This window comes from Blattabacterium cuenoti, from assembly GCF_014251555.1.
GTDB classification, from domain to species: Bacteria; Bacteroidota; Bacteroidia; order Flavobacteriales; family Blattabacteriaceae; genus Blattabacterium; species Blattabacterium cuenoti_P.
In genome coordinates this window covers 332673-352211 of sequence record NZ_CP059190.1, presented here as the reverse complement: position 1 = coordinate 352211, position 19539 = coordinate 332673, and the positions used below count along the sequence as shown (strand labels likewise).

Genomic DNA, 19539 nt, shown 5'->3' with positions numbered 1-19539 from the left:
TTTTTTTCACTATTTTCTCTGTCAATATGAACAAAAAACATGGATAGAGAAACTAGAATCGAATATTCTCGTTTGTTTATTTAAACTTTACAAAAAAACAGATAATACAAAACTAATAATTTTTCAGTAACTTTTTCTACTAATTCAAATAAAATGTACCTCATTGTTGATACCGAAACAACAGGATTGCCTATATCCTACAATTTACCAATTACTCATACAGATAATTGGCCAAGAATTGTCCAATTATCATGGCAAAGTCATGATATTCTGGGCGATTTAATAGAATTTAAAAATTTTATTATAAAACCGGATCATTATGATATTCCTTTTAATGCTTTTAAAATTCATGGCATTACTAATGAAAAAGCCGAAAAATATGGAGTCGATTTGACTTTCGTTCTCCGTGAATTTAGAAAATCTCTTGAAAAGTCTCAATGCTTAATTGGACATAATTTAGAATTTGATAGAAAAGTTATAGAATGTGAATTCTTTAGAAAAGAAATCTCTGTTTCTTTTCTAAAGAAAAAAATATTAGATACCAAAGTAGTTTCTGTTTCTTATTGTAAGTTGCCAGGAAATAGGAAAAAATTCAAATGGCCTACGTTATCTGAATTATATCAAAAACTTTTTGAAGAAAAGATTACAAATCTGCATAATGCTGCAAATGACGTCAAAGCTACAGCTCGTTGTTTTCTAGAGCTACTACGTATTGGAATCATATCACATCAAGATATAGGAATCGAGGAGAATACAATCTTGAAATTCAAGAATAAATATTCATCTAAAATTTCTTCCTCTATAGTATCTTTTGATCCTTCTTTGTCTTTTTCTGCTGCAGATGTAGAAAAAAAAGAAAAAATAAACTTTCATAATAAGAATGAGAGTAAGAATGAGAGATTGAAAGAAGAATTGAAAAAAAAAAAATATTCTCACATTCACAATCACACCTATTTTTCGATCCTTTATTCTACTATAGATATACAATCTTTGGTTGATAGGGCTATACGTTTAAATATGCAAGCTGTAGGAATAACAGATTATGGAAATTTAATGGGTTCTTTTTATTTTTTAAATGCTATTCATTCTACAAATAAAAAATATTATCCCCAAAAATCTATTAAAGGAATCATTGGTTGTGAAGTTTTTCTTTCAGAAAATTACTTACAAAAAAAATTTACAAAAGATGAACCGGATAAACGATACCAACAAGTATTTTTATCTAAAAATAAAAAAGGTTATCACAATTTAGCAAAACTTTGTTCACTTGGTTTTACAGAAGGTTTTTATGCTGGAGTTCCTAGAGTTGGAAAAAAATTAATTGAAAAGTATAAGGAAAATTTAATTGCTCTTACTGGAGATCTCAATGCAGAAATTCCATATACTATCCTTAATTATGGGGAAAGGAAAGCGGAAAAAATTTTTTTATGGTGGAAGGAACTTTTTGGAGATGATTTCTATATAGAGTTATTACGTCATGGATTAGAAGAAGAAAATCATGTCAATAATATATTACTCAAATTTTCTAAAAAATATCATGTTAAATACATTGTCCAAAACAATACTTTTTATTTAGATCAAAAAGAGGCAAATGCTCACGATATTTTGCTTTGTGTAAAAAATGGAGAAAAACAATCAACACCCATAGGAAAAGGAAAAGGTTATAGATTTGGTTTTCCCAATCATGAATTTTATTTTAAAAGTTCAGAAGAAATGAAAAAAATATTTTCTGATCTTCCAGAATCTTTTGATTTTTTAGAGGAATTGGTTAACAAAATTGAATCTTATCATCTTTCACACAAAATCTTGCTTCCAAAATTTCAAATACCAAGATCTTTTGAAGATCCTATAGATAAAATAGACGGAGGAAATAGAGGAGAAAATCATTTTTTAAAAACGATCACTTATGAAGGAGCTAAAAAACGTTATAAAAATATCACCAAAGAAATCCAAGAGAGAATTCTTTTTGAATTAAAAACAATAGAAAAAATTGGGTATCCTGGTTATTTTCTTATTGTTCACAATTTCATTCATCAAGCTAGAAAGATGAATATTTTAGTTGGACCTGGTAGAGGATCAGTAGCAGGATCCGTTGTTGCTTATTGTATAGGAATCACCAATATAGATCCAATAAAATATCATCTCCTTTTTGAACGTTTTTTAAATCCGGATAGAATTTCTTTACCAGATATTGATATTGATTTTGACGATAGAGGACGTGAAAAAATTATTGAATGGGTAGTTCAAAAATATGGAAAACATCAAGTAGCACAAATTATAACATATGCTACAATGGCGGCTAAATCATCTATTAGGGATACTGGTCGTGTATTAGACTTATCTTTAAAAGAGACAGATCGTCTCGCGAAAATGATTCCGAATATGCTGTCATTGAAAACTATTTTATCAAAAAATTATTCCATAGAAAAAATCAGTAAAGAAGAAACAAATAACATACAAAAGCTTAGAAAGATAGCGAACAATAAAGATTCCTTGGAAGGAAAAGTTTTACAGCAAGCAAAAATTTTAGAGGGGACGATAAGAAGCACAGGAATACACGCTTGTGGCATTATAATAAGTCCATACGATATTCAAGAATACATTCCGGTTTCAGTATCAAAAGAATCTGATTTATTGCTCACGCAATTTGATAATAATGTTGTAGAACATGCTGGATTATTAAAAATGGATTTTTTAGGATTAAAAACTCTGACTATCATTAAAGATGCTGTGATTCTTATAAAAAAAAGACGCAAAAATATTAATACAGAATTTTTATTTCCTTTAAAAGATGAAAAAACTTATTGTCTTTTTCAAAAAGGAGAAACGATAGCCGTTTTTCAATATGAATCTCCAGGTATGCAAAAATACTTACGTCAACTCAAACCTGATAAATTTGATGATTTAATAGCAATGACTGCACTGTATAGGCCTGGTCCTTTACAATATATTCCTAATTTTATATCTAGAAAACATGGAAAAGAAGCTATTACCTATGATTTGCCAGAAATGGAGGAATTTTTAAAAGAAACTTATGGAATAACAATATACCAAGAACAGGTAATGTTAATAGCTCAAAAAATAGCTGATTTCAGTAAAGGAGATGCAGATTTTCTTAGAATAGCTATGGGGAAAAAACAAAAAGAAGTTCTAAATAAAATGAGAAATCAGTTTATTGAGAATGCTATAAGAAAAGGGTATTCTAAAAATATCTTAGAAAAAATATGGAAAGATTGGGAATATTTTTCTTGTTATGCTTTTAATAAATCTCATGCTACATGTTATGCCTATATCGCTTTTCAAACTGCTTATTTGAAGGCTAATTTTCCATATGAATATATGGCTTCTGTATTAAGCAATAATATGCATAACATTAAACAGCTTACTTTTTTCATAGAAGAATGCAAAAAAATGAATATATCTGTGATTAATCCAGATATCAATAAAAGTGATTCTTTTTTTAAAGTAACTGATCAGAATAACATTCGATTTGGTCTTGCAGGAATAAAAGGAGTTGGAGAAAATGCAGTGAAAATCATACTTAATGAAAGAGAAAAAGGACCATTCACTTCTATTTTTGATCTGGTCAAAAGAATTGATTTACGTATAGTGAATAAAAAAACTTTAGAAAGTTTGATTCTATCTGGGTCTTTAGACTGTTTTAATATACATAGAGAACAATACTTTCATCTCGGATATGATGATAAATTAAATACTTTGGAAAAAATTATTCGGTTTGGATCAAAATTACAAAAAGCAAAAAATAAAAATATTGAAATTAAAGTGGATAGACCTGTTATGATGGAATGTGATTTATGGAGTAACATATATAAATTATCCAAAGAAAAAGAAGTGTTAGGTGTTTATGCTTCTGCACATCCTTTAGATGATTATTATTATGAAATGAAATATTTTACGAATCTATCTTTAGACCAACTAAATAAAAAAGAAGCTATGCTTGTAGGAAAAAAAATTCATACATGTGGAATTTTATCCCAAATAGAAAAAAAGACATATAAAAACGGGATTAAATATGCTCTATTTTTATTAGAAGATTATAACTCTTCTAAAGAGTTCAGAATTTACGGACAGCAATATTTGAAATATGAGTCTATTTTATTGAATAATAGTTTATTGTATTTATATCTTTCCATTGAAAAATCAAAATATAAAGAATCTAAAATAAATATTTTGCATATAGAAAATTTGCAAAACGTTCTCAATAAATTAGTACGTCAACTAATAGTAAAAATTAATATTAATGATTTAAATAACACAATTATTAGTAGTATAGAAAAGTTATTTTATCAAAAAAAAGGAAATAAAAAACTAAATATTGTTATTTATGATAAGGAAAATAGAATTTTTTTAAAATTCGAATCTATGAAATATGGGATTAATATTAATTCAAGTTTTTTAAAGAAATTAGAAAAAATAAACGGATTAGATTTTTGTTTAAATTAAAACTTAGTCAAGAAAAGTAAAGTATAAAGACTGAAATTAATTAAAAAGACTTTATTAAATTTGTATTTAGGTACAGTAAAAGTAAAATATATGAAGCATAATTCATACTCCTACCAATCGGTACGTACAACTCATTTATTTTTTTTAGTGGTTTCTTACAAAAATGAAAATCAAAGTTAGAGTATCTCATGAAGAGGATACAAAATATGCTTCCTTAATTTGTCAAAAAATTGAGGAAGCAGCAAAGAACAGGGGGACTGGAATTGCAAAAAAAGATCCAGAATATATAAAATCGAAAATGATTCATGGAAATGCAGTAATTGCTTTCTTTGATGATAAATTAGCGGGTTTTAGCTATCTTGAAATTTTTCAAAACAAAGAATTTGTCGTTAATTCTGGTTTGATTGTTTTCCCTGAATTTAGAAAACAAGGATTGGCAAAAATTATTAAAATTGAAATATTTAAACTTTCCAGAAAAAAATTTCCCAATTCAAAAATTTTTAGCATCACAACAAGCAATCCAGTTATTAAAATCAATACTGAATTGGGTTTTAAGCCTGTTTCTTTTAGTGAACTGCCCCAATCAGAAAAATTTTGGAAAGGATGCCAAAGCTGCGCAAACTTTGATATATTAACCAGAAATCAAAGAAAAATGTGTTTATGTACAGGGCTTCTATATAATCCCAATATTAAAAAAAATAATAGAAATAATTATTTATCTACAGGAGATAAGATTGTTTTAGCTTATAGTGGAGGTTTGGATACTTCTTATTGTTTAAAATATCTTATCCTAGAAAAATACGAAGTTCATACAGTTATTATTAATACAGGAGGATTCAAAAAAGATGAGTTAGAAAAAATTGAAGAAAGAGCTATAAGCATTGGATCTCAGTCTCACAAAACAATTGATTCCATAGAAGAATACTATCAAAATTGTATAAAATATCTTATATTCGGAAATATTCTTAAGAATAAGACTTATCCGCTTTCAGTAAGTTCCGAAAGAATTTTTCAGGCTATTAAAATAGCACAGTATGCAACTTCTATTCAAGCGAAAGCAATAGCTCATGGGAGTACAGGAGCTGGTAACGATCAAATCAGATTTGATATAGCATTTCAAATTATTTGTCCAGAAAAAATAACTTTATCTCCTATAAGAGATATGAAAGTATCTAGAGAAGAAGAGATTGAATATTTGAAAAATAAAGGAATATCTATTTGTTGGGATCAAGCAAAATATTCGATCAATAAAGGAATTTGGGGAACGAGTATAGGAGGAAAGGAAACTCTGAGTTCTTCTCACGATTTTCCGGAAGAGTCCTATCCAACCAAATTGAGTAGAAAAAAAAGTGAGAACTTAGAACTAGAATTTGAAAAAGGAGAACTAGTAGGTGTTAATCAGGAAAAAGGGGAAGCTATAAAAAATATAATCAAGATTGAAAAAATAGCCTCAAAATTTGCTATAGGAAGAGGGATTCACATAGGAGATACGATTTTGGGGATTAAGGGAAGAGTTGCATTTGAAGCATCAGCTGCTATTATTATTATCAAGGCTCATCATCTATTGGAAAAACATATTCTTACGAAATGGCAGCTTTATTGGAAAGAACAACTGTCTAATTGGTATGGAATGTTACTTCATGAAGCTCAATATTTAGATCCTGTCATGCGTGATATAGAAAAATTTTTAAAAAGTACACAAAAAAGATTGACCGGCACTGTAAATATAATTCTCTATCCTTATAGATTTCATTTAGTAGGGATCAAATCTAAATTCGATTTGATGGCATCTTCTAACATTAACATGGCTCAATATGGAGAAATGAATTATGCTTGGAGTGCAGAAGATGTGAGGGGGTTTACAAAGATTTTGAGTAATCAAATGAAAATGTATCATAATTTAAATAAAAAAGAAAAATGATTGAAATAGGCATAATTGGAGGAGCTGGATATACTGCTGGAGAATTAATTAGATTGATGATTCATCATCCAAAAATTAAAATAAAAAGTATAGTTAGTAGAAGTCATCTAGGAAAATTGATTCATTTGGTTCACCAAGATCTATTAGGAGAAGGAGAAATAGAGAATATGAAATTTTCTCGTGATTTGAACAAAGAAATAGATGTAGTATTTCTTTGTTCAGGACATGGAAAATCTAGAAAAGAATTGAATCACATATCAGAAAGAACAAAAATCATTGATTTAAGTCAAGATTTTAGAATCATTACTCAATCCACTTTTAAAAATAGAAATTTTGTCTATGGATTGCCAGAATTACAAAAAGAAACAATAAAAAAATCAAATAATATAGCCAATCCTGGATGTTTTGCTACAGCTATTCTTTTAGCTATTTTGCCATTATCTAAAAATCAATTATTAAAAAATAATATTCATATTAGTGCTATAACTGGTTCTACAGGATCTGGAATAAAACAGAGTGACACGAACCATTTTAGTTGGAGAAACAATAATATTTCTGCTTACAAAATTTTTCAACATTCACATTTACAGGAGATTGAACAAACAATTTATCAATTACAAAATAATTTTTGTTCTAAAGTTTATTTTGTTCCTTATAGAGGAAATTTCTCAAGAGGAATTATAACCACTTTATATACTTATTCTACTCTTTCTTTAGAAAAGAATAGGGAAATATATAAAGAATATTATAAAAATCATCCATTTGTAAATATTTCTGATATTAATATAGATCTTAAACAAGTAATCAATACTAATAAATGTATTTTATATCTTGTTAAAGAAAAGGATCAATTGGTTGTTATCAGTATTATAGACAATCTTATAAAAGGAGCTTCTGGTCAAGCCATACAAAATATGAATCTTATATTTAATTTGGATGAAACTTGTGGTTTAAAATTAAAATCCGTTCGTTTCTAATCGTTCCTAATCAAAAAGAATATGAAATTATTTGACGTTTATCCTATTTTAGATATAGAATTAAACAAAAGCAAAGGATCTTATTTGTTTGATGTAAAAGGAAATATGTATTTAGATTTTTATGGAGGACATGCTGTTATTTCTATTGGTCATTCGCATCCATATTATGTGAAAGCCTTGACTGAACAGATTCATAAAATATCCTATTATTCTAATAGTGTTTATGTTTCTCAAAGAAATAGATTGGCTAATCTTCTTGGAAAGATTTCAGGATATGAAGATTATTCCTTATTCCTATGTAATTCTGGGACAGAATCTAATGAAAATGCATTGAAAATAGCTTCTTTTCATACAGGGAATAAAAAGGTTATTGCTTTTAAGGGTTCTTTTCATGGAAGAACAAGTGGAAGTGTATCTGTAACGGATAACTACAAATTAGTATCCCCTTTTAACGCTCAACATGAAACTATATTTATAGACTATCAGAATATAGATTCTTTAGAAGAAAAATTAAAGAACAAAGATATTTGTGCTTTAATTACTGAAGGAATACAAGGAATCTCTGGAATTATAGATCCAGGTTTAGACTTTTTTTGTAAAGTTAGAGATCTTTGCAAAAGATATGATACAGTGTTGATTATTGACGAAGTGCAAAGTGGGTATGGAAGAACAGGATCTTTTTTTTCTCACCAATTCTATCCTATTCAACCAGATTTAATTACTATAGCTAAGGGCATGGGGAACGGTTTCCCTATAGGAGGTGTGCTCATACATCCTAAATTTAAACCATATTATGGTATGTTAGGAACTACTTTTGGTGGAAATCATTTAGCTTGTACAGCTGGGATTGCTGTATTGGAAATTATTCAAAAAGAAAATTTAATTGAAAATGCAAAAAAAATGGGAAAAATACTGTTACAAGAATTGAGTTTCATTCCTGAAATTAAAAAAATAAGAGGAAGGGGACTCATGCTAGGGTTAGAGTTTGATTTTCCTATTCATGATTTGAAAAATATTTTAATTTATAAAGAGAAAGTATTTATTGGAACATCTAACAATCCATATGTTTTACGATTACTTCCTCCGCTGAATATTAACGTAAATCATATCAAATTATTCCTTACAAAGTTAAAGAAAGCCTTAGCAGATCTATATAAAAAAAATGGAAAATAATAAAAGAATAAACAGGGCTATCCTTATGTTGGAAGACGGGACAAGATATGAAGGTTATCATTTTGGAGCAACTATATCCTCTTCTGGAGAGGTTGTTTTTAATACAGCTATGACCGGTTATACAGAAAGTATGACGGATCCCTCTTACAGAGGTCAAATCCTTACTTATACCTATCCTATAATAGGAAATTATGGAATTCCATCTTCTCCTTGTAAAGAATCTATTTCTGAATTTTATGAATCCGATAGAATTCAAGTATCTGGACTTATTATTTCTTATTATTCTAACCGACCGCATCATTGGAATATGAGTTTGTCTCTATCTGATTGGCTATCTAAAAATGGAGTTCCTGGATTATCTGGTATAGATACCAGATTCATTGCAAAAAAACTTAGAAAAAATGGAGGATCTATGTTAGGTAAAATTTTAATGGAAAATGAAAATCTTCCTTTTTATGATCCAAATCAGGATAACCTTTCTGAAAAAGTCTCTGTTCATGAAAAAGTTATATATGGAAATGGAAAATATAAAATATTACTTGTAGACTTTGGTTTAAAGAATAATATTTTACGTTGTCTATTGAGAAGGAATTGTACTATTATAAGGGTTCCATGGGATTATGATTTTACAAATGAAGAATATGATGGATTGGTTCTTTCTAATGGCCCTGGAAATCCTAAAATTTATGAAAAACCTATACATTATATTCGAATAGCTATGAAAAAAGAACGACCTATATTTGGTATATGTTTGGGAAATCAACTTTTGGGAATTGCAGCAGGAGGAGATACTTATAAACTGAAATATGCACATAGAGGTCATAATCAGCCAGTTTTATTATTAGAAACAGGAAAAAGTTTTATTACATCACAAAATCATGGATATGTTTTGGATGCAAAAAATCTTCCTAAAGAATGGAAAATATTTTTTAAAAATTTAAATGATGATACTTGCGAAGGGATCATTCATAATGATAAACCTTTTTTTTCGGTACAGTTTCATCCAGAAGCTTCAGGTGGACCTACGGATACCGAATTTTTATTTGATCTTTTTATCAATTCAATTGTTAAAAGCAATAAATAATTAAAAGAATTTTCCAAAATTAGTATGAAAATAGACAAAGTACTTATCCTGGGATCAGGTGCATTAAAAATAGGAGAAGCTGGTGAATTTGATTATTCTGGAACACAAGCATTAAAAGCTCTTAAAGAGGAGGGAATTTATACTATATTGATTAATCCAAATATTGCCACAGTTCAAACTTCTAAAGAAGTTGCTGATAAAGTTTATTTTCTTCCTTTGACTTTATTTTTTATTAAAAGTGTTATAGATAAGGAAAAACCAAAAGGAATTCTATTGTCTTTTGGTGGACAAACTGCATTAAATTGTGGAATTCAGCTTTTTCAAGAAGGAATTATAGAAAAATATAAAATTCAAGTTTTAGGAACCCCTATTGAATCTATTATTCACAGTGAAGATAGAAACTTGTTTCGAAATAGGTTGACTCATATTAATATAAAAACGGCAAAAAGTTTTGTGGCTCATTCTATGGATGATGCTATTTTTTATTCTTTAGAAATAGGATTTCCTATTATCATTAGATCTGCTTATACACTTGGAGGTTTGGGAAGTGGTTTTGCAAAAAATATTAATGATTTAAAAAAAATAGTAAGCAAGGCTTTTTCTTATTCTTCTCAAATTGTTGTAGAAGAATATTTAGAAGGATGGAAAGAAGTTGAATACGAAATAGTTAGAGATAAATATGATAATTGTATTGCTGTATGTAATATGGAAAATTTTGATCCTATAGGAATTCATACAGGAGAAAGTATTGTCGTAGCACCGTCACAAACTCTAACAAATTCTGAATATTATAGTTTAAGAAAATTAGCTATATATATTGCCAGAAATTTTAATATAGTTGGAGAATGCAACGTCCAATTTGCATTAGATCCTAATTCAGAAGACTATCGTGTTATAGAAGTTAATGCACGTCTTTCTCGTTCAAGTGCTCTTGCATCTAAAGCAACTGGTTATCCTTTAGCTTTTGTAGCTGCAAAATTGTCTGTAGGATACGGCTTGCATGAATTGAAGAATTCTGTGACTAAAAAGACTTCTGCTTTTTTTGAACCAGCGTTAGATTATGTAGTATGTAAAATTCCTAGGTGGGATCTCAAGAAATTTTATGGAGTTTCTAATAGGATTGGAAGTAGCATGAAAAGTGTGGGAGAAGTAATGTCTATTGGAGGTTCTTTTGAAGAAGCCTTACAAAAAGGAATTCGAATGTTAGATATCGGTATGCAAGGTTTCATCAACATTCATAAAAAAAAACTAGGATCTAATCGTCTATTGAAAGAATCCCTTAAAAAACCTACAGATCAAAGGATTTTCTTTTTAGAAGAAGCTTTAGAAGAAGGTTATTCTATGGAAGAGATACATGATTTAACAAAAATTGATCCATGGTTTTTATATCAACTTGACAATATTTTTCAAACAAAAAAAAAGATAGATCATTTTGATAATTGGAGAGATATTCCGGATGAATTGTTACGGGAAGCAAAGAAAGAAGGTTTTTCGGATATGCAAATAGCTAGTATTTTTTTTGTTAAAAAAAATAATCAATATCATAGTATTTATCATTTAGAACAAGAAATAAGAGAATATAGAAAAGAAAAAAATATAGTTCCATATGTGAGACAAATTGATACTTTAGCTTCTGAATATCCGGCCTACACTAATTATTTATATTTAACCTATCATGCCATTCAACATGATATAATTTATGAAGAAGATGAAAAATCTGTTATCACATTAGGATCTGGTGTTTATAGAATTGGAAGTAGTGTAGAATTTGATTGGTGTTGTGTCAATGCATTAAATACTGTTAAGAAAGAATCTTACAGATCAATAATGATTAATTATAATCCTGAAACTGTGAGTACTGATTTTGATGTATGTGATAGATTATATTTTGAAGAGCTTACTTTAGAACGTGTATTGGATATTATTGAACTGGAAAAACCGAAAGGAACAATTGTTTCCATGGGAGGACAAATTCCTAATAATTTGGTTTTAAAACTTTATGAAAAAAAAGTAAAAATTTTGGGGACTTCTCCTCTTTCTATAGACAAAGTAGAAAATAGATATAAATTTTCCAATGCTATGGATTATTTAAAAATTGGACAGCCTAGATGGAAAGAATTATCCGATTTTGATACTATTTATCAATTTGTTAAAGAAGTGGATTTCCCCATATTAGTCAGACCTTCGTATGTTCTTTCGGGTGCAGATATGAATGTTCTTTCTAATCAAGAAGAATTGCAACATTATCTTAGTGAAAGAATATCTATATCTCCTGAATATCCATTAATTATTACAGAATTTATTAAAAATGCCAAAGAAATTGAATTAGATGCTGTTTCTCAAAATGGAGAAATTTTGTATTATGCTATATCAGAACACGTAGAGTTTGCAGGAGTCCATTCAGGAGATGCGACTTTGGTATATCCTCCACATAATCTCTATTTGTCAACATTAAAAGAAATCATTAATATATCTAAGAAAATATCCAAATATTTTAATATATCTGGTCCTTTCAATATTCAATTTTTATCTAAAGATAATGAAATCAAAGTAATTGAATGCAATTTAAGAGCATCTCGTAGTTTTCCTTTTGTATCAAAAGTCTCTCATTTTAATATGATTGAATTAGCTACTCAAGTTCTTCTTGGCAAGAAGAAAAATAAAATAGAACCTAATTTTTTTATTACAAATTTTTTAGGAGTAAAAGCTTCTCAATTTTCTTTTTCTCGTTTGCAAGACGCAGATCCTATTTTGGGTGTGGATATGTCTTCCACAGGAGAAGTAGGTTGTTTAGGAAATACTTTTGATGAAGCACTTTTAAAATCCATGCTTTCTGTTGGTTATACCATTCCCAAAAAAAATATATTAATATCTGGAGGTCCTATTGAATCTAAATTGGATCTTTTAGAGGTTGTCAAACTATTGCATAAAAAAGGATATATATTATTTGCGACAGAAGGAACCAATAAGTTTTTATCCAATAATGGAATTCCTTCCATCAGAGTTTATTGGCCAAATGTCAAAAAATATTCAAATGTTCTTGAATTGATAAAAAATAGAAAATTGGATCTTATAATTAATATTCCAAAAAATCTAAGTAAATCAGAATTGGATAATGATTATGCTATAAGACGTTATGCTGTCGATTTTAATATCCCTCTGCTCACCAATGCGCGTTTAGCAAAAGTTTTTATACAAGCTTTTTGTAATTTATCTATGGACCAATTATTTATAAAAGCTTGGGATGAATATAAATGAAAAAATTTATGAAAAAATTTTTTAGTGTAGAAGATGTTATTAACGTATATGATCTGATTAAAGAAGCTCTTCTTTTAAAGAAAAATCCATATGAATTTAAACATATTGTAAAAAATAAAACAATTGGATTGGTTTTTTTTAATCCTAGTTTACGGACAAGAATTAGTTGTCAAAAAGCAGCTTTTAACTTAGGATGCAATATTTGGGTATTAGATGTTCATAAGGATTCTTGGAAAATTGAAATGAATGATGGAAGTGTAATGAAAATGACACAAGAACATCTTAAAGAAGCTATTTCTGTCATGAGCATATATTGTGATATTCTTGCTGTCAGAACTTTTCCTAGTTTATCAGATCGAGATTTTGATTATAAAGAAATAATTTTCAATAAGATATTAAAATATTCTAGAGTCCCAGTCGTTAACATGGAAAGTGCTACTTTGCATCCTTTGCAGTCTTTAGCAGACATAATGACTATTGCCGAATTTACATCTTTTTTTAAAAAAAGATGCAAAGTAGTGTTAAGTTGGGCTCCTCATATCAAACCGTTGCCTCATTCCGTGGCAAATTCTTTTTCTCAATGGATATCCAAAATAGATAAAATCGATTTCACTATTGCATGTCCAGAAAAATATGATCTTCATAAAAGATTTTCTAATGGAGTTTTTACCACACATAATCAAGATATGGCTTTTATAAATGCCGATTTTGTTTATGCAAAAAATTGGAGTAGTTATTTAGATTATGGAAAAATGCTCTGTCAAAATTCTGACTGGATGATCACTGTAAATAAAATGAAACTTACCAATCAGGCTAAATTTATGCACTGTTTACCTGTCAGGAGAAATATTGTGGTAGAAGATGCTGTTTTAGATGGCAACCATTCCATTGTATTACAACAAGCAGAAAATAGGATTTATGCTTCACAAATAATTTTTTTAAAAATTCTACAATCTTTATCATGAAAATCCATATAGTCAAAATTGGAGGACATTTAATTAATGACCAAAAGGTTCTTAATTTTTCTTTGAAAGCTTTTTGTCAACTACAAGGATATAAGGTTTTGATTCATGGAGGAGGAAGAAGAGCAGATTTTATTTCAAATAAAATGGGAATTTCCCAAAAAATTATACAAGGAAGAAGAATAACAGATGAAGAAACTCTGGATATAGTTGTTATGACTTATGCAGGAATGATCAATAAAAATATTGTAGCTCTATTACAATCTAATCACTGTAATGCTTTGGGTTTATGTGGAGCAGATGGTAATTGCATTAAATCATATTTACGGAAAAAAACAAATATTGATTATGGATATGTGGGGGATATCAATAGAAAAAGTGTCAATACACGTTTAATAAAATTTTTATTGAAAAATAATATCATTCCTGTATTATGTTCTATAACTCATAATGGAATAGGAAATCTACTGAACACAAATGCAGATACAATAGCAGCTTATATAGCTATATCCTTAGCAAAGGAAAAAGATTGTGAAACGGAATTACATTTTTGTTTTGAAAAAAAAGGAGTTTTACGAGATATACAAGATTCTGAATCTTTTTTTCAAAAAATAAATTTTAATTCATTTCAAAAAATGAAACAAAATCATACCATAAAAAATGGAATGATTCCTAAATTGGAAAATGCTTTTTTTGCATTAAAAAATGGAGTATCTCAGGTTAGTATAGGTCAACCTAACTATTTAAATGATGTTAATAATAAGACTATTCTATGTCCGTAGTCAATTTGCAAGTTTTAAAAAGAGAAGCTATACAGCTTATTATACAGCTTATCAATACTCCTTCTATATCCAAACAAGAAAACAAGGTGTCTTTTCTTATAGAAGATTATCTTCATCAATATGGATTTCATGTCAAAAGAAAATTTAATAATATATGGACTGAAAACACTAACTATTTAAAAAAAGAAAATATACGAACTATACTATTAAATTCTCATCATGATACGGTTAAACCAGGAAAAAATTGGACAACCAATCCTTTTTCTGCTATCAAAAAAGAAGATAAACTTATAGGGTTAGGCAGTAATGATGCTGGAGCTTCCGTTGTTTCGTTAATATCCACTTTTATATATTTAAGTAATTTATCTGAATTACCTTACAAATTAATTCTTTCAATTACTGCGGAAGAAGAAATATCTGGCGATTTAGGCGTAAGAGCAATTTTACCTCAATTGGGAGGTATAGACTTAGGAATTGTTGGAGAACCAACACAGATGCAAGTAGCTATTGCTGAAAAAGGATTAATGGTATTGGATTGCATGGCTGAAGGAAAAACAGGACATTCTGCAAGAGATATAGGAATCAATGCTATTTATGTCGCAACAAGAGACATAGAACACTTAAGGAATTTATATTTTGATAGGAAATCGGAATTACTAGGTTTTACTACCTTAAATGTGACTCAAATCCAAGGAGGAATACAACATAATGTGATTCCTGATTTTTGTTCTTTTGTAGTAGATATTAGAACCAATGAGTTATATAAAAATGAGGAATTAATTGAAATTATACAAAAAAAAATTTTCTCTAAAATGAAACCACGTTCTTCTCATTTAAACTCTTCTTTCATAAATCCAATGCATCCCATTGTTTTAAAAGCTAAACGAATAGGAAGAAAAACTTATGGATCTCCTACCCTTTCAGACCAAAGCATTATGCCTTTTCCCACCATTAAAATGGGAGTCGGAGATAGTGTCCGTTCTCATACGCCTAATGAATACATCTTGATTTCAGAAATCATGGAAGGAATAGATATTTATATCTGTTTGTTAAAAGACTTTCACTTTTGAATTTGAAACAAAAAAGGTAAATTTGTTATGTTCTTTATCTTTAAATGAAAAAAGTATGTTACAAGAAATAAACGATGATAATTTTGAAAAGTTAGTTCATGAATCAGATAAACCTGTTTTGGTGGATTTCTGGGCTCCATGGTGTGCTCCATGTAGAGCTTTGTCTGTTTTATTAGAAGATCTATTTACTGAATATCATAATAAAGCATTGATTTTTAAGTTAAATGTGGATAATAATTCAAAATATTCTTCTAAATATGGAATACGTAGCATTCCCACTATGATTTTTTTTAAGAATGGAGAGAAAAAAGATATGCATATTGGAATTTCTTCTAAAGAGGAAATCAGAAAAAAATTAGATGTTTTAATTTAGTTTTCTGGTCTGGTAGTTCAGTTGGTTAGAATACATGCCTGTCACGCATGGGGTCGCGGGTTCAAATCCCGTCCAGACCGCATTTTTATCTGTTTTTTTTCTGTTTAAGATATTTTATGATATCCTCTATGGATATAATTTTTATATGAAATTTTTTAGAAATCTGAATCAATTGTGGGAGACGTGCCATAGATCCGTCTTCATTAAGAATTTCTACCATAACTCCTCCAGGGTGACATCCAGCCATTTTCGTTATATCAATAGCAGCCTCTGTATGTCCAGGTCTTTCTAAGACTCCACCTTTCTTTGCACGAAGAGGAAATATGTGACCTGGTTTATTAAATGCTTCTGGTTTGACTTCCTTGACTAAGGCGAGAATGGTTTTTGCTCTATCTGAAACGGAAATCCCAGTGCTAACACCATAGCCTCGTAAATCTACAGATACTGTAAAAGCCGTTTTTCTAGGATCTGTGTTATTTTTTACCATCATTTGAAGTTCTAATTGATCACATTTTTCTTCTGTTAAGGAAACACAAACTAGTCCTCTTCCATGAGTAATTAGAAAATTGACAATTTGAGGAGTTATTTTTTCAGCAGATACTATAAAATCTCCTTCATTTTCACGATTTTCATCATCGACCACAATGATAATTTTTCCACTTTGTATATCCTGTATGGCTTCTTCAATATTATCTAAATTTTGATTTGACCCAAAAACCATATATATCTTGTTTTATTGAATATAAAAATCATCCATTGCTGTTTTATAAGTCATCCATATGCTTACTGGAAAAAAAATAAAATTCGGAATCCATGCTCCTATCCATGGACTTATTTCAGCTTTTTCCACTTTATTTTGAGTGATGGTCAGCAAAATATAATAAATGATGAATATAGATAAAGCCACAATAGTAGGATAACCTATTCCTCCTTTTCTAATAATAGCTCCTAACGGGGCCCCAGTCAGAAACATTATAATGCATGTTACTGAAAATGTAAATTTTTTTTGCAATTCTAATTGCAGCTTAACTAATTTATAGATATTTTTTTTCTGATGTTCAGAATTCTTTTTTTCTTTTTTTAAAAAGTTAATTTTTTGAATTAGATTTTGGGTATCATAGGAGTCATAGTCATCTAAGTTTTTTATTCCTTCATAGTCATAAGAAGGAATTTTAAAATTTTGAATTAAAGTATCAAATTGTATAATTTGATAAGAGGATTGTTCTTTGGTTTCATTTGGATTTTCACTATACAAAATTCCATTCATTAATTTAAATTGAATCAATTCAGATCTATTTTCATTTGGAATGAAAAATCCTTTTTGAGAAAGAATAGTATTTACAAGTGAATTCTTATCATAAAAAAAGATAAATATATTATGCAATTGTTTATTGTTTCTCGATTTTTTGTCTATTTTTATGAAACAATCTGGTAATAAATTAACAAAAATTCCTTCTTTTAATTTGAAAGAGGGATGAGTTAATGATATTTGATATCCTAATTTTTTAGCTTTCATTTTTGCTTTTGGAATGGCTAAATCGGAAAAAAAATACAATCCAATCGATAAAATGCAAGTTATTGCTAAAATAGGTTTCATCATACGAAAAAGAGATATTCCAGAAGATTTTATAGCAGTAAGTTCTTGATTTTCTGAAAAATTACCAAATGTTATGATAGAAGTCAATAATAGTGAGATAGGAGTTACTAATGGAATAATAGATATTCCGAAATAAAATATAAATTTTATTATTATTAAAATATCAATGTCTTTCCCAATTAATTCATCTATTTGGCTCCAAAAAAATTGAATCATAAAAATGATAAAGATTGTAGAAAAAATAATGAAAAAGGGAGCTATAAATAAACGAATCATATATAGATCAAGTTTTTTTATTGGCTTCATCTCATATTTGACTTAATCCGGTTCTGGCAATAAAAAGTATTCGTTTTTTTTATCATGATTGGAATAAAAATCAACGATTTTTTGAATATCTGATAAATCTATAAAGGGACATTGTAACCGTATCAATTCATTTTGATTAGAAAATAGAAAATCTCCTTTTCCTATCAATTGTTCAGCTCCTGTACAATCTAATATAGTTCTAGAATCTATTTTAGAACTTACTCTAAATGCAATTCTTGCAGTGAAATTTGATTTAATTAATCCGGTAATTACATCAACTGATGGACGTTGTGTAGCTATAATCAAATGAATTCCCACAGCACGAGCAAGCTGTGCTAACCGAGTGATATATGTTTCTATTTGTTTTTTTTGATGAAAAGATAAACTTAAGTCTGCGAATTCATCAATGATTAGTATGATATAAGGTAAATGATATTTTTTATTGTATTCTTGAATATTTCTAACCTTAGATTTTTCCAAAATAGCATATCTTTTATCCATCTCTTTACATAAAGAATTTAATATGTTTTTTACTTGATGTAAATCTGTGATGATGGGTTCTATAGAATTGGGAAGAGTAGCAAAATAAGATTTTGAAATTTTTTTGTATATAGATAATTCTACTTTTTTTGGATCAATCAAAATAAATTTGATATCTTCTGGATTTTTTTGATATAATAAGAAAATAATCATAACGTTTAATCCAACGGATTTTCCTTGTCCAGTTGATCCTGCTATAAGTAAATGAGGCATTTTAGCTAAATCTATAACAAAAATTTTATTAAATACTGTTTTCCCTAAAGAAATAGGGAGCTCCATTTGATGACTTTTTTTGTTACTCTCTTCTGAAAAAAGGATATCTTTCATATAAACAGGATAACGATTGTGATTAGGAATTTCTATTCCAATGGACCCTTTTCCAGGCATAGGTGCTATAATTCTTATAGATATAGCAGATAAATTTAAGGCTATCTCATTTTTTAGATTCTTGATTTTGGATATCCGTGTTCCTATCTTAGGATAGATTTCATACAAAATAACAGTAGGTCCTATGATCGTTTTAATTTGACATATTTCTATTTTATAATAGTTAAATACTTGGACTATTTTTTGTTTATTAGAATCTATTTCTAAATTATCCACTGATATGGAAGTGGAAGAAAAATCTTTCTTAGAAAGAATAGAATGGAGAATGTTTTTATCTTTTTTACTACTAGGACTAGATTCATTGATTTTTTTCAATGATCTATTGACAATCTTTGTATTTAAAAAATTGCAAAATTTGAATATTGGATCTGTTTTTTCGTAAAAATGTATTTTTTGTCGTATTCCATTTTTTATGTTTGGAGTCGTAAGACGAAAAATAATGATAGAGTAAAAAATAATACTTGTCAAAATAAGTATATATGATCCTATTTTTCCAAATAAATGAATCAACAAGTTTCCTATTTCAAATCCAAAGATTCCACTCAATATTCCTTGATCAGGAAGAACAAGATAAAAAGTTATTGGAAGCCATATACTGAAAAATATAAATTTATATATTGTTGATTTATAAAAATTATTCAATTG

13 protein-coding genes and 1 tRNA gene are annotated in these 19539 nt (G+C 28.4%); 11 read left to right on the top strand and 3 right to left on the bottom strand.

Annotated elements, in window-relative coordinates; translation table 11 throughout:
- Positions 1-153: 153 nt before the first annotated feature.
- The 11 genes from dnaE to H0H68_RS01610 all read left to right on the top strand — a co-directional run bounded on the left by dnaE (position 154) and on the right by H0H68_RS01610 (position 16144).
- Positions 154-4464, top strand: coding sequence for a DNA polymerase III subunit alpha (gene dnaE / locus H0H68_RS01660; protein WP_185853099.1), 4311 nt, complete (start codon positions 154-156; stop codon positions 4462-4464).
- 163 nt (positions 4465-4627) lie between these two features.
- Entirely contained in the window at positions 4628-6385 is a 1758-nt protein-coding gene (locus tag H0H68_RS01655) for an argininosuccinate synthase domain-containing protein (protein WP_185853098.1), read from the top strand.
- A complete protein-coding gene (argC, locus tag H0H68_RS01650; RefSeq protein ID WP_185853097.1) occupies positions 6382-7362 on the top strand; it encodes an N-acetyl-gamma-glutamyl-phosphate reductase in 981 nt (326 codons plus the stop codon). Before H0H68_RS01655 ends, argC begins: the two co-directional genes overlap by 4 nt.
- 21 nt (positions 7363-7383) lie before the next feature.
- Positions 7384-8535, top strand: coding sequence for an aspartate aminotransferase family protein (locus tag H0H68_RS01645; protein ID WP_185853096.1), 1152 nt, complete (start codon positions 7384-7386; stop codon positions 8533-8535).
- Positions 8525-9619 carry a glutamine-hydrolyzing carbamoyl-phosphate synthase small subunit gene (gene carA / locus H0H68_RS01640; RefSeq protein ID WP_185853095.1) on the top strand — a complete coding sequence of 365 codons (1095 nt, stop codon included), beginning with the start codon at positions 8525-8527 and terminating at the stop codon, positions 9617-9619. Before H0H68_RS01645 ends, carA begins: the two co-directional genes overlap by 11 nt.
- 24 nt (positions 9620-9643) lie before the next feature.
- Positions 9644-12877 (top strand): carbamoyl-phosphate synthase (glutamine-hydrolyzing) large subunit, encoded by a 3234-nt coding sequence (gene carB, locus H0H68_RS01635; RefSeq protein ID WP_185853094.1) that lies wholly within the window; start codon positions 9644-9646, stop codon positions 12875-12877.
- 8 nt (positions 12878-12885) lie between these two features.
- Positions 12886-13842: an N-acetylornithine carbamoyltransferase gene (locus H0H68_RS01630; protein ID WP_185853093.1), complete on the top strand. Its 957-nt coding sequence runs from the start codon at positions 12886-12888 to the stop codon at positions 13840-13842.
- Entirely contained in the window at positions 13839-14621 is a 783-nt protein-coding gene (gene argB / locus H0H68_RS01625) for an acetylglutamate kinase (RefSeq protein ID WP_185853092.1), read from the top strand. Before H0H68_RS01630 ends, argB begins: the two co-directional genes overlap by 4 nt.
- Positions 14612-15691 (top strand): M20 family metallo-hydrolase, encoded by a 1080-nt coding sequence (locus tag H0H68_RS01620; protein ID WP_185853091.1) that lies wholly within the window; start codon positions 14612-14614, stop codon positions 15689-15691. The genes argB and H0H68_RS01620 overlap by 10 nt, the downstream gene beginning before the upstream one ends.
- Positions 15692-15746: 55 nt before the next feature.
- A complete protein-coding gene (trxA, locus tag H0H68_RS01615) occupies positions 15747-16064 on the top strand; it encodes a thioredoxin (RefSeq protein ID WP_185853090.1) in 318 nt (105 codons plus the stop codon).
- Positions 16065-16070: 6 nt separating this feature from the next.
- Positions 16071-16144: transfer RNA gene (locus tag H0H68_RS01610), tRNA-Asp, on the top strand.
- Between the two features lie 5 nt (positions 16145-16149).
- Here the strand turns inward: H0H68_RS01610 and ribB are convergent.
- The 3 genes from ribB to H0H68_RS01595 form a co-directional block, all read right to left on the bottom strand.
- On the bottom strand, positions 16150-16785 hold the full coding sequence (ribB, locus tag H0H68_RS01605; RefSeq protein WP_185853089.1) for a 3,4-dihydroxy-2-butanone-4-phosphate synthase: 636 nt from the start codon (positions 16783-16785) through the stop codon (positions 16150-16152).
- A gap of 12 nt (positions 16786-16797) precedes the next feature.
- Complete coding sequence (locus tag H0H68_RS01600) at positions 16798-17937, bottom strand: LptF/LptG family permease (RefSeq protein ID WP_317168034.1); 1140 nt, start codon at positions 17935-17937, stop codon at positions 16798-16800.
- Positions 17938-17979: 42 nt separating this feature from the next.
- A partial coding sequence (locus H0H68_RS01595) for a DNA translocase FtsK (RefSeq protein ID WP_185853087.1) occupies positions 17980-19539 on the bottom strand: 1560 nt, incomplete at its 5' end.

Coding starts and splice junctions, on each gene's coding strand:
- dnaE (WP_185853099.1), top strand. CDS start 154: ATGTACCTCATTGTTGATACCGAAACAACAGGATTGCCTATATCCTAC.
- H0H68_RS01655 (WP_185853098.1), top strand. CDS start 4,628: ATGAAAATCAAAGTTAGAGTATCTCATGAAGAGGATACAAAATATGCT.
- argC (WP_185853097.1), top strand. CDS start 6,382: ATGATTGAAATAGGCATAATTGGAGGAGCTGGATATACTGCTGGAGAA.
- H0H68_RS01645 (WP_185853096.1), top strand. CDS start 7,384: ATGAAATTATTTGACGTTTATCCTATTTTAGATATAGAATTAAACAAA.
- carA (WP_185853095.1), top strand. CDS start 8,525: ATGGAAAATAATAAAAGAATAAACAGGGCTATCCTTATGTTGGAAGAC.
- carB (WP_185853094.1), top strand. CDS start 9,644: ATGAAAATAGACAAAGTACTTATCCTGGGATCAGGTGCATTAAAAATA.
- H0H68_RS01630 (WP_185853093.1), top strand. CDS start 12,886: ATGAAAAAATTTTTTAGTGTAGAAGATGTTATTAACGTATATGATCTG.
- argB (WP_185853092.1), top strand. CDS start 13,839: ATGAAAATCCATATAGTCAAAATTGGAGGACATTTAATTAATGACCAA.
- H0H68_RS01620 (WP_185853091.1), top strand. CDS start 14,612: ATGTCCGTAGTCAATTTGCAAGTTTTAAAAAGAGAAGCTATACAGCTT.
- trxA (WP_185853090.1), top strand. CDS start 15,747: ATGTTACAAGAAATAAACGATGATAATTTTGAAAAGTTAGTTCATGAA.
- ribB (WP_185853089.1), bottom strand. CDS start 16,785: ATGGTTTTTGGGTCAAATCAAAATTTAGATAATATTGAAGAAGCCATA.
- H0H68_RS01600 (WP_317168034.1), bottom strand. CDS start 17,937: ATGATTCGTTTATTTATAGCTCCCTTTTTCATTATTTTTTCTACAATC.